Annotated in this window: 15 protein-coding genes; 3 read left to right on the forward strand and 12 right to left on the reverse strand. The window is 71.8% G+C overall.

Annotation, left to right across the window (positions count from 1 at the left end; translation table 11 throughout):
- Positions 1 to 5: 5 nt before the first annotated feature.
- From ABT340_RS24630 to ABT340_RS24655, 6 genes are read right to left on the reverse strand one after another with little or no spacing between them, the layout of a single operon-like run.
- Positions 6 to 1,265 carry a cysteine desulfurase gene (locus tag ABT340_RS24630; RefSeq protein WP_352013169.1) on the reverse strand — a complete coding sequence of 420 codons (1,260 nt, stop codon included), beginning with the start codon at positions 1,263 to 1,265 and terminating at the stop codon, positions 6 to 8.
- Complete coding sequence (sufC, locus tag ABT340_RS24635) at positions 1,265 to 1,996, reverse strand: Fe-S cluster assembly ATPase SufC (RefSeq protein ID WP_352013237.1); 732 nt, start codon at positions 1,994 to 1,996, stop codon at positions 1,265 to 1,267. Before sufC ends, ABT340_RS24630 begins: the two co-directional genes overlap by 1 nt.
- Positions 1,997 to 2,040: 44 nt before the next feature.
- Entirely contained in the window at positions 2,041 to 2,358 is a 318-nt protein-coding gene (locus tag ABT340_RS24640) for a Rieske (2Fe-2S) protein (RefSeq protein ID WP_352013170.1), read from the reverse strand.
- The gene (gene sufD / locus ABT340_RS24645) at positions 2,355 to 3,473 is read right to left on the reverse strand and encodes a Fe-S cluster assembly protein SufD (protein ID WP_352013171.1); all 1,119 of its coding nucleotides are present in this window, start codon (positions 3,471 to 3,473) and stop codon (positions 2,355 to 2,357) included. Before sufD ends, ABT340_RS24640 begins: the two co-directional genes overlap by 4 nt.
- Positions 3,473 to 4,885, reverse strand: coding sequence for a Fe-S cluster assembly protein SufB (gene sufB / locus ABT340_RS24650; RefSeq protein WP_352013172.1), 1,413 nt, complete (start codon positions 4,883 to 4,885; stop codon positions 3,473 to 3,475). Before sufB ends, sufD begins: the two co-directional genes overlap by 1 nt.
- A complete protein-coding gene (locus ABT340_RS24655; RefSeq protein WP_352013238.1) occupies positions 4,882 to 5,673 on the reverse strand; it encodes a helix-turn-helix transcriptional regulator in 792 nt (263 codons plus the stop codon). Before ABT340_RS24655 ends, sufB begins: the two co-directional genes overlap by 4 nt.
- 600 nt (positions 5,674 to 6,273) lie before the next feature.
- Here ABT340_RS24655 and ABT340_RS24660 point away from each other — a divergent pair.
- From ABT340_RS24660 to ABT340_RS24670, 3 genes are read left to right on the forward strand one after another with little or no spacing between them, the layout of a single operon-like run.
- A complete protein-coding gene (locus ABT340_RS24660; protein ID WP_352013173.1) occupies positions 6,274 to 7,182 on the forward strand; it encodes an ABC transporter ATP-binding protein in 909 nt (302 codons plus the stop codon).
- A 43-nt stretch (positions 7,183 to 7,225) separates the two neighbouring features.
- The gene (locus ABT340_RS24665) at positions 7,226 to 7,993 is read left to right on the forward strand and encodes an ABC transporter permease (RefSeq protein WP_502992527.1); all 768 of its coding nucleotides are present in this window, start codon (positions 7,226 to 7,228) and stop codon (positions 7,991 to 7,993) included.
- Between the two features lie 55 nt (positions 7,994 to 8,048).
- Entirely contained in the window at positions 8,049 to 8,978 is a 930-nt protein-coding gene (locus tag ABT340_RS24670) for an EamA family transporter (RefSeq protein ID WP_352013174.1), read from the forward strand.
- Between the two features lie 6 nt (positions 8,979 to 8,984).
- Here the strand turns inward: ABT340_RS24670 and ABT340_RS24675 are convergent, their stop codons facing one another.
- The 6 genes from ABT340_RS24675 to ABT340_RS24700 all read right to left on the reverse strand — a co-directional run bounded on the left by ABT340_RS24675 (position 8,985) and on the right by ABT340_RS24700 (position 14,810).
- Entirely contained in the window at positions 8,985 to 9,668 is a 684-nt protein-coding gene (locus ABT340_RS24675; RefSeq protein WP_352013175.1) for a GntR family transcriptional regulator, read from the reverse strand.
- Between the two features lie 370 nt (positions 9,669 to 10,038).
- A complete protein-coding gene (locus ABT340_RS24680; protein ID WP_352013176.1) occupies positions 10,039 to 11,040 on the reverse strand; it encodes a proline racemase family protein in 1,002 nt (333 codons plus the stop codon).
- The gene (locus tag ABT340_RS24685; RefSeq protein ID WP_352013177.1) at positions 11,037 to 11,972 is read right to left on the reverse strand and encodes a dihydrodipicolinate synthase family protein; all 936 of its coding nucleotides are present in this window, start codon (positions 11,970 to 11,972) and stop codon (positions 11,037 to 11,039) included. Before ABT340_RS24685 ends, ABT340_RS24680 begins: the two co-directional genes overlap by 4 nt.
- A gap of 8 nt (positions 11,973 to 11,980) precedes the next feature.
- Entirely contained in the window at positions 11,981 to 13,348 is a 1,368-nt protein-coding gene (locus tag ABT340_RS24690) for an FAD-dependent oxidoreductase (protein ID WP_352013178.1), read from the reverse strand.
- Positions 13,345 to 13,653 (reverse strand): (2Fe-2S)-binding protein, encoded by a 309-nt coding sequence (locus tag ABT340_RS24695; RefSeq protein WP_352013179.1) that lies wholly within the window; start codon positions 13,651 to 13,653, stop codon positions 13,345 to 13,347. Before ABT340_RS24695 ends, ABT340_RS24690 begins: the two co-directional genes overlap by 4 nt.
- Entirely contained in the window at positions 13,650 to 14,810 is a 1,161-nt protein-coding gene (locus ABT340_RS24700) for an NAD(P)/FAD-dependent oxidoreductase (RefSeq protein WP_352013180.1), read from the reverse strand. The genes ABT340_RS24695 and ABT340_RS24700 overlap by 4 nt, the downstream gene beginning before the upstream one ends.
- Positions 14,811 to 14,984 lie beyond the last annotated feature (174 nt).

Genomic DNA, 14,984 nt, shown 5'->3' on the forward strand with positions numbered 1-14,984 from the left:
CATGGCTAGGCGAACACCTTCCGCACGTGGTGGAGGCCGCGGACCAGGGCGTCGATCTCGGCCGGGGTGTTGTAAAGATAGAAGGAGGCCCGCGTCGTCGCGGGAATCCCGAACCTCAGGTGCAGCGGACGGGCGCAGTGGTGCCCGACCCGCACGGCCACCCCGAAGTTGTCATCGAGGATCTGCCCGACGTCGTGCGGGTGAATCCCCTCAAGGGTGAAGGAGACGACCCCGCCGCGCTCGTCGAGGTTCCCCGGGCCGATCACCCTCAGCCCCTCGACCTCCTTCAGGGCCTCAAGCGCGTAGCCGGTGAGCTCGCGCTCATGCCGGGCCACGGCGTCCATCCCGATCGCCGTCAGGTAGTCGAGCGCCGCGCCCAGGCCGATGGCCTCGACGATGGGCGGGGTGCCCGCCTCGAACTTGTGCGGCGCGGGGGCGTAGGTCGAGTGGTCCATCCAGACCGCCTCGATCATCTCCCCGCCGCCCAGGAACGGAGGCATGGCGTCGAGCAGCTCACCACGCGCCCACAGCACACCGATGCCCGAGGGGCCGACGGCCTTGTGCCCGGTGAAGGCAAGGAAGTCGACGCCGAGCTCGGTGACGTCCACCGGCCGGTGGGGCACCGACTGGGAGGCGTCGAGCATCGTCAGCGCGCCGACCTCACGGGCCCTGGCGACCACCCGGTCGACCGGGTTGACCGTGCCGAGCACGTTGGACTGGTGCGCGACGGAGACGATCCTGGTGCGTTCGTTGACGAGCTCGTCCAGGTTGGACAGGTCGAGACGGCCCTCGTCGGTGACGGAGAACCACCGCAGCGTGACACCGGTGCGCCGCGCGAGCAGCTGCCAGGGCACGATGTTGGAGTGGTGCTCCATCTCGGAGATGACGATCTCGTCGCCGGGGCCGACCCGGAACCTGGGGTCGTCGCCGGCGAGGTTGCCGAAGGCGTAGGCGACCAGGTTGAGCGCCTCGGAGGCGTTCTTGGTGAAGACGATCTCGTCACGGCTCGGCGCGCCGACGAAGGCGGCCACCTTGTCGCGGGCCCCCTCGTAGGCCTCGGTCGACTCGGCGCCGAGCACGTGCATGGCGCGGCCGACGTTGGCGTAGTGCGTGGCCAGGTGCTCGCGCATGGTCTCGATGACCTGCGTCGGCTTCTGCGAGGAGTTGGCCGAGTCGAGGTAGACCAGCGGCCTGCCGCCGGGCAGCTCGCGGGAGAGGGCGGGGAAGTCCTTCCTCACCCTCTCCACGTCGAATCCGGTTTCCATCAGGCGGAGGCCTTCACGTAGGCCTCGTACCCCTCGGCCTCCAGCTTCTCGGCCAGCTCGGGACCGCCCTGCTCGACGATGCGGCCGCCCGCGAAGACGTGGACGAAGTCCGGCTTCACGTAGCGCAGGATGCGGGTGTAGTGGGTGATGAGCAGCACACCGGTCTCACCGGAGGAGCGGAAGCGGTTGATGCCCTCGGAGACCACCCGCAGCGCGTCGACGTCGAGGCCGGAGTCGGTCTCGTCGAGGACGGCGATCTTCGGCTTGAGCAGTTCGAGCTGGAGGATCTCGTGGCGCTTCTTCTCGCCGCCGGAGAAGCCCTCGTTCAGGTTGCGCTGGGCGAAGGCGGCGTCGATGGACAGCGCGTCCATTCCGGCCTTGAGGTCCTTGGCGAACTCGCGGAGCTTGGGGGCCTCGCCGCGCACCGAGGTGACCGCGGAGCGCAGGAAGTTGGAGACGCTGACGCCGGGGACCTCGACGGGGTACTGCATGGCCAGGAACAGGCCGGCGCGGGCGCGCTCGTCGACCGTCATGTCCAGCAGGTCGGCGCCGTCGAGCAGGACCTGCCCGCCGGTGACGGTGTACTTCGGGTGACCGGCGATCGCGTAGGCGAGCGTGGACTTGCCCGAACCGTTGGGGCCCATGATGGCGTGGGTCTCGCCCGCCCGCACGGTGAGGTTGACCCCGCGCAGGATCTCCTTGTCCTCGACCGCGACCTGCAGGTCACGGATCTCAAGGGTGGAACCCTGGTGGACTCGGCTCGAATCAGACACTGTTACGACTCCTTCGAGAGCGAGACGAGAACGTCATCGCCGTCGATCTTCACTTGGTAGACGGGGACGGGCTTTGAGGCGGGCGGGCCGGTGGGCTTGCCTGAGCGCAGGTCGAAGCACGAGCCGTGCAGCCAGCATTCGAGCGTGCCGTCGTAGACCTCGCCCTCGCTGAGCTTCACCTCCGCGTGGGAGCACACGTCGTGCAGGGCGTAGACCTCGGCTCCCCTGCGGACCAGGGCGACCGGTGTCTCCCCGACCTCGATGCCGATCACCCCGTCGTCGGGGATGTCGGTGATCTTGCAGACCTTCTCGAACGTCACTTCTCCAGCTCCGCCTCGACCTTGGCGAACACCCGCCGGCGCAGCTCGTCGAGCTCGATCTTCTCCAGGAGCTGCGCGAAGAAGCCCCTGATCACCAGGCGGCGGGCCTCGTCGAACGGGATGCCGCGGGCCTGGAGGTAGAAGATGTGCTCGTCGTCGAGACGCCCTGAGGCGCTGGCGTGACCGGCCCCCGCGACCTCTCCGGTGAGGATCTCCAGGTTCGGCACCGAGTCGGCGCGGGCGCCGTCGGTCAGCAGGAGGTTGCGGTTGAGCTCGTAGGTGTCGGTGCCCTCCGCCTCGACCCGGATGATCACGTCCCCGATCCAGACGGCGTGCGCGTCCTCACCCTGCAGCGCGCCCTTGTAGACGACGTTGCTCCTGCAGTTGGGCTTGGAGTGGTCGACCAGCAGGCGGTGTTCGAGGTGCTGGCCCGCGTCCACGAAGTACAGGCCGGTCAGTTCGGCGTCGCCGCCGGGCCCCTCGTAGGAGACCGAGGGCGAAAGCCGTACCAGGTCGCCGCCGAGGGTGACCACGAAGCTGCGGAAGGTCGCGTCCTTGGCGAGCAGGGCGTGGTGGTGCGAGACGTGGACGGCGTCGTCGTCCCACTCCTGCAGGCTGACGACCTTGAGCGTGGCGCCCTCGCCGACGACGAACTCGACGTTGTCGGCGTAGACCGCGCTGCCCTGGTGCTCGATGACGACGACGGCCTCGGCCATCGGCTCCAGCCTGACCAGGGTGTGGCCGTAGGCCGGGCCGTCGCCCGAGCCGGTCACGGTGACGACGGTCGGGGCGGAGGCGACCGCCTCGCGCGGCACGGTGATGACGGTCGCCTTCTCGAAGGCGGCGTAGGCCTGGGCGCTGACCCGGTCGGCGGGCACGTAGGCCCTGCCGAGCCGCTCGTCGTCACGGCCCACGGTCTCGACCGTGACCTCGGGGGCCGCCTCGATGCGGACCACGACTCCGCCGGAGGCGGCGGCACCGGTGTGCAGGCCCTTCAGGCGAGACAGCGGGGTGAAGCGCCACTCCTCCTCGCGGCCCGTCGGGACCGGGAAGTCCGCGACGTCGTAGGAGGCCTTCTCGTGGAGGGTCGACAGGGGTTTGGTTTCGAGACCCATCAGCCGACGGCTCCTTCCATCTGCAGCTCGATCAGGCGGTTCAGCTCAAGGGCGTACTCCATGGGGAGCTCGCGCGCGATCGGCTCGACGAAGCCGCGCACGATCATCGCCATGGCCTCGTCCTCATCCAGACCGCGGCTCATGAGGTAGAAGAGCTGGTCGTCGGAGACCTTGGAGACCGTGGCCTCGTGTCCCATGGAGACGTCGTCCTCGCGCACGTCCACGTAGGGGTAGGTGTCGGAGCGGCTGATCTGGTCGACCAGCAGCGCGTCGCACTTGACCGTGCTGGCGCTGCCGTGCGCGCCCTCCTCGATCTGCACCAGACCGCGGTAGGAGGTACGGCCGCCGCCCCTGGCGACGGACTTGGAGATCACCGTCGAGCTGGTGTTGGGAGCCAGGTGCACCATCTTGGCGCCGGCGTCCTGGTGCTGGCCCTCACCGGCGAAGGCCACGCTCAGCGTCTCGCCCTTGGCGTGCTCGCCCATGAGGTAGACGGCCGGGTACTTCATCGTGACCTTGGAGCCGATGTTGCCGTCGATCCACTCCATGGTCGCGCCCTCGTAGGCGACGGCGCGCTTGGTGACCAGGTTGTAGACGTTGTTCGACCAGTTCTGGATGGTCGTGTAACGGCAGCGGGCGCCCTTCTTCACGATGATCTCCACGACCGCGCTGTGCAGCGAGTCGGAGGAGTAGATCGGCGCGGTACAGCCTTCCACGTAGTGGACGTAGGAGTTCTCGTCCACGACGATCAGGGTCCGCTCGAACTGGCCCATGTTCTCGGTGTTGATCCGGAAGTAGGCCTGCAGCGGGATCTCGACGTTGACGTTCGGCGGCACGTAGATGAAGCTGCCACCGCTCCACACGGCCGTGTTCAGCGAGGCGAACTTGTTGTCGCCCACCGGGATCACGGTGCCGAAGTACTCCTTGAAGATCTCCTCGTGCTCCTTGAGGGCGGTGTCGGTGTCGACGAAGATGACACCCTTCTCCTCAAGGTCCTCACGGATCTTGTGATAGACGACCTCGGACTCGTACTGGGCGGCGACGCCGGCGATCAGGCGCTGCTTCTCCGCCTCGGGGATGCCGAGCTTGTCGTAGGTGTTCTTGATGTCCTCCGGAAGCTCCTCCCAGGAGGAGGCCTGCTTCTCGGTCGAACGCACGAAGTACTTGATGTTGTCGAAGTCGATCCCGCTGAGGTCGGAGCCCCAGTTGGGCATGGGCTTCCTGTCGAACAGCCGCAGGCCCTTCAGACGGAGGTCCAGCATCCACTCCGGCTCGCTCTTGAGCGCGGAGATGTTGCGGACGACCTCCTCGGACAGCCCACGGCGGGCCGCGGCCCCCGCGGTATCGGAGTCGGCCCAGCCGAACTTGTAATTCCCGAGGCCTTCCAGCTCCGGGCGGTCGGTGACAGTCACCTTCCGGTCTCCTTGCTCGTTTCGTCGATCACTTCATGGGTTGCCGGGGCGGTGCCCCGCGGGTCCGTCGCCGCGCCTGCCACGCGGCCGTCCCGGGCCCTGCCGTCCCCCCGGTGGGGACTCACGTGGGTGGTGCACACCCCGTCGCCGTGGGCGATGGTCGCCAGCCTCTGCACCGGGGTGCCGAGGATCTGCGCGAACGCCTCCGTCTCCGCCTCGCAGAGCTGAGGGAACTCGGCGGCGACGTGCGCCACCGGGCAGTGGTGCTGGCACAGCTGCTCGCCGCCGAGGCTCGCCTTGCTCGCCGAGGCGGCGTAGCCGTCCGCGGACAGGGCCTCGGCCAGGAAGCGCACCCGCTGGTCGGCGGGGACCTCGCGCAGCTCGTGGCGCAGGCGCCGGACCAGGCCCGCCACCTGTGACCTGGCGAACTCGGCGACGGCCCCCTCGCCCGCCCGCTCGGCCAGGAAGCGCAAAGCGTTTCCCGCGAGCCCGTCGTAGGCGTGCTCGAAGGCGCTGCGGCCCGCGTCGGTTATGGCGAACAGTTTCGCCGGCCGTCCTCGCCCGCGCTGGCCCCGGGGGCGTGCCGTACGGGGTTCGATCATCCCGTCGGCGAGCAGCGCGTCCAGATGGCGGCGGACGGCGGCGGGGGTGAGCCCGAGCCGTTCGCCGAGGGCGGGGGCGGTGATCGGTCCGCGTTCCAGGATGAGCCGGGCGACACGCGCACGCGTGCTGCGCTCGGCGGACACGCCAGAGAGCCGCGCGGGGGCGGCCTCTTCCGTGCCCGACATCTTGGTCACGTATTTCACAACATCAGTGTGCCGTAATTGCTTCCCCGCTTACAAACCGTCGTCCGGCTTGCGAAGAATGCGATTTATCACGCAGGTAAGGCTTACCTAAGCTGCGCAAACGTCATCCTGTGGCCTGCCCGGCCGCACACCCACGGCAGGCGCTGGCGAGAAGGCACGGGGCGGCGCCCACCGTCCCGGTCCTCTCCAACGCCCGGGACTCCCAACCCGGGCCGGGGGCCTCCCGATTCCCCGTCACAAGAAGTCTCGGCAAAGAAGTTTTTACCCGGCCGAGCCTCTCCGCGGGACCCGGCTCCGTGACGCCGTGGCGGCGGCGCCGTACGGCACCGTCACGTGTACGGCACGCCATGTATCCGGCGTCCTTGACACCCCGGATCGAGGACGGCCCGGACGACCGTCCCCCGGGCGGGCAGGAGGGCGTGTCAGCGCGTGCGGCGCACGAGGTCACGGGGCCGGAGCTTCGGCGCGATCCTCCCCGGGTCTCCGACCGGGCGTGGCCGGGACGCCCCCGCGGGCACCGCCGTGTTCCCCGGCTCAGGTCCGCCAGCGTGACCGCCCCGGTGAGTCCCTAAACTCGTGCCCATGGAATCCCCAGCCGTCGAGATCAGCGATCTGGTCAAGAGATACGGCCGCGCGACCGCGATCGACGGTCTCACGCTGAGCGCGGACCGTGGCGCGGTGACCGCGATCCTCGGCCCGAACGGCGCGGGCAAGACCTCGACCATCGAGATCTGCGAGGGGTTCCGCAGGGCCGACGGCGGCACGGTCCGGGTGCTCGGGCTCGACCCGTCCAGGCCGGAGCTGCGCGCCAGGGTCGGGGTGATGCCGCAGGCCGGAGGGGTGCCCCCGGCGGCGCGCTGCGGTGAGTGGCTGCGCCTGATGTCCCGTTTCCACGCCCGTCCGCTGGATCCCCCGGCGCTGCTGGAGCGGCTCGGCCTGTCCGAACACGTCCGCACGCCGTACCGCAGGATGTCGGGCGGCCAGCAGCAGCGCGTCTCGCTGGCCGCGGCCGTGATCGGCCGCCCCGAGCTGGTCTTCCTCGACGAGCCGACCGCGGGCCTCGACCCGCAGGCGCGGCACGCCTGCTGGGAGCTGGTCGGCGACCTGCGCGCCGCCGGGGTCTCCGTGGTGCTCACCACCCACCACATGGACGAGGCGGAGAAGCTCTCCGACCGGGTCGTGATCATCGACCGCGGCCGGGTCGTGGCCGACGGCACCCCCGCCTCGCTCACCGGTGCCGAACGGCAGCTGCGCTTCCGCGCCCGCCCCGGCCTCGCCCTGGACGAGCTGCTCACCGCGCTGCCCGCGGGCAGCGCGGCCAAGGAGTCGCCCTCCGGGCACTACATCATCGAGGGACAGGTCGTGCCCGAGCTGCTGGCGACCGTGACGACCTGGTGCGCCGCGGAGGGGGTCACCGCGGACGATCTGAGCATCGAGCGCCGCACCCTGGAGGACGTCTTTCTCGAACTGACGGGACGTGAGCTGCGGTGACCCCTCCCGAGCACGGCCCGTGTCGGACCCGCAGGAGAACGCAGTGACCACCCTGGACCTCACCCCCGCCCCCGGCGCCGCGCCGCTGAGCCGGATGGTGCTCGCGCAGACCGGGGCGGAGATCAGAGCCACGCTCCGCAACGGGGAGCAGCTCCTGCTGACGCTGGTCATCCCGGTGCTGCTGCTCGTCGGCTTCTCCGCCGCCCCGCTGGTGAACGTCGGCGGCGGCTCCCGGGTCGACTTCGTCACCCCCGGGGTGCTCGCGCTGGCGGTGATGTCGACGGCCTTCACCGGGCAGGCCATCGCGACCGGCTTCGAGCGCAGGTACGGCGTGCTGAAGCGGCTGGGCGCCACCCCGCTGTCGCGGACCGGCCTGATGCTGGCCAAGACGCTCTCCGTCGTCGCCGTCGAGGCCCTCCAGATCGTGGTCCTGTGCCTGGTGGCACTCTCCCTCGGCTGGCGTCCCACGGGTTCCCCGTTCGCCGCGTTGCTGCTGCTCCTGCTGGGCACCGCGGCCTTCAGCGGGCTCGGGCTGCTGATGGCGGGCACGCTGCGCGCCGAGGCGACGCTCGCCGGGGCCAATCTGGTCTACCTGGTCCTGCTCGGCTGCGGCGGGGTCGTCTTCCCGCTGTCGGTCTTCCCCGACTCGGTCGAGCCCGCGCTGCGGCTGCTGCCGATCAGCGCGCTGACCGGCGGGCTCCGCTCGGTCCTCACCTCGGGCGCCGGGCTGCCGCTGGGAGCGGTGCTCGTCCTGGCCGTGTGGGCCGCGCTGACCCTCGGTCTCGCATCCCGGACATTCCGCTGGGAGTGACCCACCGGATAGGTAAGGTGTGAACGCCTATGTGGTTCGTGACACGAGGAGTTCCATGACCGCCGAAGCCCTGCAGGGGCCCGCCGAGCCGTACAAGTCCGGCATGCCCAGGCCGGGGATGCTGCTGCGGTCCGCCTCCGACGCCATCCCGCCGTCCGGGCTGGTGCTGCTGGCGATCCTGTCCGTCCAGGTGGGAGCGGGTTTCGCCAAGAACCTGTTCGCCCAGCTCCCGCCGAGCGCGGTGGTCTTCCTGCGGATCGCGACGGGCGCGCTGATCATCGGCCTGGTCGCGCGGCCCAGGCTGCGGGGGCTCAGCCGCTCCGACCTCGGGATCGGGATCGGCTTCGGCGTGACGCTGGGCGTGATGAACCTGTCGTTCTACCAGGCGCTCGCCGAACTGCCCATGGGCATCGCGGTCGCGATCGAGTTCCTCGGCCCGCTCGGGGTCGCGGTGGCCGCCTCTCGCCGCCGTCTCGACCTGCTGTGGGTCGTCCTCGCGGGCTCCGGCGTGGTGCTGCTGGCGCCGTGGGGGACCTCCGGCTCGCGCATCGGCTGGGCGGGCATCGGGTTCGCCCTGATCGCGGCGGTCTGCTGGGCGGGCTACATCCTGCTGGCCGCCGCCGCGGGACGTCGTTTCCCCGGCGCGACCGGACTGTCCTTCGCGATGATCGTCTCGGTTCTGCTGGCCGCCCCCGCGGGGATCGCGGCGGGGGGCGCCGACCTGCTGCGTCCCGAGATACTGCTGATCGGGCTCGGGGTCGGCCTGCTGTCCTCGGTGATCCCGTACTCGATCGAGATGGAGGCGCTGCGCAGGATGCCGAAGCGGGTCTTCGGCATCCTGATGAGCCTGGAGCCCGCGGTCGCCGCGCTGGTCGGACTGCTGGTGCTCGGTGAGGTGCTCCAGGCGCGTGAGTGGGCGGCCATCGGCTGCGTGGTCATCGCCAGTGTCGGCGCCACCCGGACCTCCAGGGGCACGCCGGGCTGAGCCGTCCTACTCGGGCCCGGGTTTGGCCCAGATGCCCCTGACGTGCCGGATGTGCTCGTCCATCAGCCGTTCCGAGCCCTGGCTGTCACCGGCCGCGAGCAGGTCCAGGAGCTGGAGATGCTCACGGGCGGAACCGACCAGCGCGCCCCGGGCCGACAGGGCGGACAGGCCGTAGAGGCGGGCGCGCTTACGCAGGTCGCGCACCACGTCCACGAGGTGGGTGTTGCCCGCGAGCGCCAGCAGGTCCACGTGGAAACGGACGTCGGCGTCCACGTAGGCGAGCAGGTCACCGCGCTCGGCTGCGTCGACGATCTCCTGGGCCACGGGCCGCAGCGCCTCGAATCTCTCGGCCAGGCCCGTGTCGGCCAGCCTCGCGACCGTGGGCACCTCGATGAGTTTGCGGATCTCGGTGATCTCGTCCAGGTCGCGTTCCGACAGCTCGGTGACCCGGAAGCCCTTGTTGCGCACCGCCTCGACCAGGCCCTCCTTGGCCAGGTCGAGCATCGCCTCGCGCACCGGGGTCGCGGAGACCCCGAACTGGGCGGCCAGCACCGGCGCCGAGTAGACGACACCGGGCCGCATCTCACCGGTGATCAGAGCGGCCCGTAACGCGTGGGCCACCTGCTCGCGCAGGCTCTGCCGCTCGCCCACGGCCGGCAGGTCGAGCCGGTCCTGCGCCGAAGGAGCCATTCCCGTGCCTCTCGTCTCGCACTCGTCGACTCTTGCAGGCGGCGGACGCCGTCGAGGCCTCCCCGCTCCGTGCCCACTTTCTCGAACGCCCGGGTCCCGTGCCGTGAGGCACCGGCGACAGGTTCCCGGGTTCCCGGCCGGATGACCGGTGGTGATCATAGCGCTCCACAGAGGGGATGGGCCGATCCTCCGCACTCGGGGGACAACTCCGCGGGCTCCGACGGCTTCCGACGCCCGGTGCGCGCCGCCGTACCCGGCGGACGGCTCGGGAGGGGGCGGCCGTGACCACGGTAGGCCGTCGCGGGTCAGCCTACTCCCGTGGAGGGGAATCCCGGGGGCGTACGGCGTGCTCGCCGGGACGCCCCCGGGTTCACAGCAGGAACCCCTCGGGGAAGGGGTCGCGGGGGTCGAGGAAGTACTGCGCGGTCCCGGTGATCCACGCCCTGCCGGTGATGGCCGGGATCACCGCGGGCAGCCCGGCGACGCTCGTCTCCCCGGCGATCCTGCCGACGAAGCGGGTGCCGATGAACGACTCGTTCACGAAGTCGGCGCCGGGGGCGAGCTCACCCCTGGCGTGCAGCTGGGCCATCCTGGCGCTGGTTCCCGTGCCGCACGGCGAGCGGTCGAACCAGCCGGGGTGGATGGCCATCGCGTGCCGCGAGTGGCGGGCGTCCGAGCCGGGGGCGGTGAACTGCACGTGGTGGCAGCCCCTGATCGCGGGGTCGAGCGGGTGGGCCGGCTCGTCCTGTTCGTTGATCGCCTCCATGATCGACAGGCCCGCGTCGAGAATGCGCCGCCCGTGCGAACGCTCGAACGGCAGGCCGACGGACTCGATCGGCAGGATCGCGTAGTGGTTGCCGCCGTAGGCCAGGTCGTAGACGACCTCGCCCAGGCCGTCGACCCGGACCGTACGGTCGAGGCCGACCACGAAGGAGGGCACGTTGGTGATGGTCACCGAGGTCGCCGCGCCGTCCTCGACCCGCACCTCGGCGACGACCAGCCCGGCGGGGGTGTCCAGGCGCACGACCGTCACCGGTTCGGCGACCTCGACCATCCCGGTCTCGACCAGGACGGTCGCCACGCCGATGGTGCCGTGCCCGCACATGGGCAGGCAGCCGGAGACCTCGATGTAGAGGACCCCGAAGTCGGCGTCGGGACGGGCCGGCGGCTGCAGGATCGCCCCGCTCATCGCCGAGTGGCCGCGCGGCTCGTACATGAGCAGGGTCCTGACGTAGTCCATCTCCGCCATGAAGCGCAGGCGGCGCTCGGCCATGGTCGCGCCGGGAACGACGCCGACTCCCCCGGTGATCACGCGGGTCGGCATGCCCTCGGTGTGGGAGTCGACCGCGTGAAAGACCCGTCTCGTCCTCATCGGCCCTCCTTCTCGGTTCCCTCCCCCGTAACCGTAAGGGCCCCCGTGACCGTAAGGGCCCGCAGCGTCGCCTCGCGCACGGCGGTCTCCTGCTCCGGCGACAGCGGCAGCCTCGGCGGACGGCACGGCCCGCCCCGCAGCCCGGCCAGGTCCATGGACAGCTTGACGGCCTGGACGAACACGGTCGCCGAGTCCCAGCGGAGCAGCGGGTGCAACGCGCGGTACAGCGGCAGCGCCGTGGCCAGGTCTCCCGCGACGGCCGCCCGGTACAGGGCGGCGCAGGGGCCGGGAAGCGCGTTGGGGAATCCGGCGACCCAGCCCACCGCGCCCGCGACGGCCAGTTCGAGCAGCACGTCGTCGGCGCCCGCGAGCAGGTCGAGGCCGGGGGCGAGTTCGGCGATCCGGTAGGCCCTGCGGACGTCGCCGCTGAACTCCTTGACCGCGACGATCAGGCCCTCGCCGTACAGCCTGGCCAGCAGGTCCGGGGTGAGGTCCACCCTGGTGTCGTGGGGATTGTTGTAGGCCACGACGGGCAGGCCCGCCGCGGCGACCTCGCGGTAGTGCTCGACCACGGCCCGTTCGTCGGCCCGGTAGACGGTCGGCGGCAGCAGCATCACCGCGCCGCATCCGGCCTCGCGTGCCTGCTCGGCCCAGCGGCGCGCCTCGGTCGCCCCGTAGGCGGCCACTCCCGGCATGACCCGGTCTCCGCCGACGGCCGCGACCGCCGTCTCGACCACCCGGGCCCGTTCCTGCGGGGTCAGCGTCTGGTACTCGCCCAGTGAGCCGTTCGGCACCACACCGTCGCAACCTCCGTCGAGCAGCCCTCGGCAGTGAGCGGCGTAGCCGTCCAGATCGATGGAAAGGTCGTCCGTCAGGGGAAGCGCGGTGGCCACCGTCACGCCGTGCCAGGGCCTGTCCCGGTCCGTCGTCATCAGACTCCTCAGGGGGTCTCGGGGGGAGGGTTCGCCAGGTCGCCGAGCCGTACCGGCTGGGTGATCGGGCGCCGGGGCGGCTCGGGGCCGTCGCCGGCGAGGGCGGCGACGGCGTGTCCGCACATCCGGCCCTGGCACCAGCCCATGCCGGGCCGGGCCAGGAGTTTCACGGCGCGGGCGTCGCGGGCGCCCAGGGAACGCGCCTCGCGCACGGCGGAGAGGGGCACCTCCTCGCACCGGCAGATCAGGGTGTCCTCGCGCAGCCAGCCCTGCCAGCCGGGCCGTACGGGGTAGGCCCGGGCCAGCGCGCGGGCGAAGGCGGACAGGCGTGCCACGCGTCTGGAGAGAGCGGGCAGCGGCGGGACGCGGCGGCCCAGGTCCGCGGCGGCCGCCCGGCCCGCCACACGCCCCTCGGCCTCGGCGAGCAGCGCCCCGCCCACCCCGGTCGTCTCCCCGGCCGCGTAGACGCCGGACACGCTCGTGCGCATGCCCGCGTCGACCGCCACGACGGGGGTGCCGTCGGCCTCCTGGCGGGTCAGGCAACCGAGCTGGACGGGCAGCTCGATCTGGGGGACGAAGCCGTATCCGCAGGCCAGGGTGTCGCACTCGACGGTTCTGGTGGCCAGGGGGCGCCAGCGTGCGTCCAGTCTCGCCACCGTGACGTGGGTCAGGGCGTCGCGGCCGTGCGCCTCGATCACCGCGTGACGGCCGAGGTAGGGAACGCGGTGCCCGGCCAGGCTCACGCCGTACCCGAGGGCCTCGGCGGCCCTGCCCGCGGCGAGCAGCGGGTGCCTGGCGAGGCCGAGGCGGCCGTTGGCCTCGTAGACGCCGCGCACGTCCGCTCCCGCCCTGGCCAGGCCGGCGGCCACCGGCAGCAGGAACGGCCCGGTCCCGGCGACCACGACCCTGTCCCCCGCGACGACGAGGTCGCCTTTGAGCAGGGCCTGCGCCCCGCCCGCCGTGAGCACGCCGGGCAGGTCCCAGCCGGGGAAGGGCAGCGGCCTGTCGTGGGCGCCGGTGGCCAACAGCAGCCTCCTGGCGGTGACTGTGCGGGGCCGTTCCTCGCGGTCGCCTTCGAGGCAGCGCACGGCGAACCCGTCGCCGGTGTCCTCAACCGCCCAGACGCGGTGCCCGAGCAGTACGGCCGCGCGGGAGGTGAGCGTCTCCCACTGCCTGGCGAACCTGCCGAGCCCGTGGTGGAGCGTCTCCTGACGGGTGGCGTGGAACCCCTCGGGCAGATGGCGGAAGTACTGGCCGCCGGGACGCGGAGCGCCGTCGATCAGCACGACGTCCAGCCCGGCCAGGCAGGCGCTGAGCGCACCGGCGACCCCGGCCGGGCCCGCTCCGACGACGGCGAGGTCGTATCCGCCGCTCACCGGTCGCCCTCCCCGGTGGTGATCCGGTCGCCGGGCCGCGCCTCGGTCAGGCAGGCCCGCAGGGACGGGACGCCGTTGACCGTGACCAGGCAGTCGAAGCAGACGCCGATGCCGCAGAACAGCCCGCGTGGCCTGCCCTCCCGGCGGGTGAGCCGCCAGGAGCGCACGCCCGCGCCGTGCAGGGCCGCGCCGACGGTCTGCCCGGGGACGACGGGGACGGGAACGCCGTCCACGCTGATCTCGAACTCCGCCTCGGGACGGGCCCCCACCAGGTCGTACGGCCGTCCGCGGTCCTCGGGTCTCATCGGCGTGCCTCCTCGAAGCGTCCTGGCCGGAAGGGGCTCAGATCCAGGTCGGGGGTGACGCCGGCCAGGGTCTGGGCGAGCAGGTGACCGGTCGCGGGGGCCAGGCCGATGCCTGCGCCCTCGTGGCCGCATGCGTGGTGCAGGCCCGGAGCCGCGGGGTCCTCCCCGATCACGGGCAGGTGGTCGGGGCTGTAGGGGCGGAAGCCGCAGTAGGCCCGGATCGCCCTGCGCCCGGCCAGCACGGGGAACAACTCGACGGCCTGGCGGGCCAGGCGTTCCAGCACCGGGATCGAGGTCGTGCGGTCGAAGCCGACGCGTTCCCGGCTTGCGCCGACGAGCACGGGCCCCGAGGGGGTCGCCTCGACGACGGCCGAGGTCTCCAGGTCCTCCGAGTCGCTGGCCACGTCGGTGACGTACGCGGCGGTGTAGACCTTGTGCCTGATCAGCGGCTCCGGGATCGGCTCCGTGACCAGCACGAACCCCCTCCTGGGCAGGATCGGCAGGCCGGTGCCCGCCATGGCGGCGATCTCACCGCTCCAGGTGCCCGCGGCGTTGACGACGGCTCCGGCGAGGATGTCGCCGTGGTCGGTCGCGACGCCGGTGACCCGGCTCCCGGCACGCAGCAGGCCGGTGACGGTGACGCCGGTACGCAGCATCAGGGTGCCCCCGCCGAAGCGTTCGGCGCCGCGCCGGATCAGCCCGGCCGCCGCCAGCGCGGGCTGGACCTGGGCGTCCTGCGGGTAGAGCACGCCTCCGGCCATGCCGTCCGCCAGGTGGGGTTCGTGGTCTCCGAGCGCGTCCGGGGGGACGACGACGTGCTCGGCTCCCTGCCCCGCCTGCGCCGTGGCCAGGGCGGTGAGGGCGGTGAGCTCCCGGGAGGTCCTGGCGACCACCAGGCCGCCCTTCGGCTCGTACTCGAACCCCCCGTCACCGCCTTCGGCGGCCAGGCCGAGCCAGAGGTCGCGGGAGAGCAGGGCCAGGGCGAGCTCGGGTCCCGGCGCCTTGTCCGAGACGAGGACGTTTCCCTCCCCGGCCCCCGTGGTGCCCGCCGCGACCGATCCCCGGTCGACGACGAGGGTGTCCAGGCCCGCGCGCGCCGCGTAGTAGGCGCAGGCGGCCCCGACGGCTCCCGCGCCGATCACCACGACGTCCGGCATGATCCACCTCGTTCCCGGATCGGCCCACCAGTAACATGTCACATGCTTTTCGGGGGATCAATCGGCCGCCACCCTCCAGTTCAGCCGATCTCCGCCGCGCGGTCCACCCGCCCTGCCGTGTCCCGGCCCGAGCGTGTGGGGCAGCGGCGGGACCACCGCCCACGCCACCTAGCA

This window comes from Streptosporangium sp. NPDC000239 (genome assembly GCF_040300765.1).
Taxonomy (GTDB): Bacteria; Actinomycetota; Actinomycetes; order Streptosporangiales; family Streptosporangiaceae; genus Streptosporangium.

Bases quoted from the DNA above. Each gene is read 5' to 3' on its own strand.
- ABT340_RS24630 (WP_352013169.1), bottom strand. From the start codon at position 1,265: ATGGAAACCGGATTCGACGTGGAGAGGGTGAGGAAGGACTTCCCCGCC.
- sufD (WP_352013171.1), bottom strand. From the start codon at position 3,473: ATGGGTCTCGAAACCAAACCCCTGTCGACCCTCCACGAGAAGGCCTCC.
- ABT340_RS24655 (WP_352013238.1), bottom strand. From the start codon at position 5,673: ATGTCGGGCACGGAAGAGGCCGCCCCCGCGCGGCTCTCTGGCGTGTCC.
- ABT340_RS24660 (WP_352013173.1), top strand. From the start codon at position 6,274: ATGGAATCCCCAGCCGTCGAGATCAGCGATCTGGTCAAGAGATACGGC.
- ABT340_RS24670 (WP_352013174.1), top strand. From the start codon at position 8,049: ATGACCGCCGAAGCCCTGCAGGGGCCCGCCGAGCCGTACAAGTCCGGC.
- ABT340_RS24675 (WP_352013175.1), bottom strand. From the start codon at position 9,668: ATGGCTCCTTCGGCGCAGGACCGGCTCGACCTGCCGGCCGTGGGCGAG.
- ABT340_RS24680 (WP_352013176.1), bottom strand. From the start codon at position 11,040: ATGAGGACGAGACGGGTCTTTCACGCGGTCGACTCCCACACCGAGGGC.
- ABT340_RS24685 (WP_352013177.1), bottom strand. From the start codon at position 11,972: ATGACGACGGACCGGGACAGGCCCTGGCACGGCGTGACGGTGGCCACC.
- ABT340_RS24695 (WP_352013179.1), bottom strand. From the start codon at position 13,653: ATGAGACCCGAGGACCGCGGACGGCCGTACGACCTGGTGGGGGCCCGT.
- ABT340_RS24700 (WP_352013180.1), bottom strand. From the start codon at position 14,810: ATGCCGGACGTCGTGGTGATCGGCGCGGGAGCCGTCGGGGCCGCCTGC.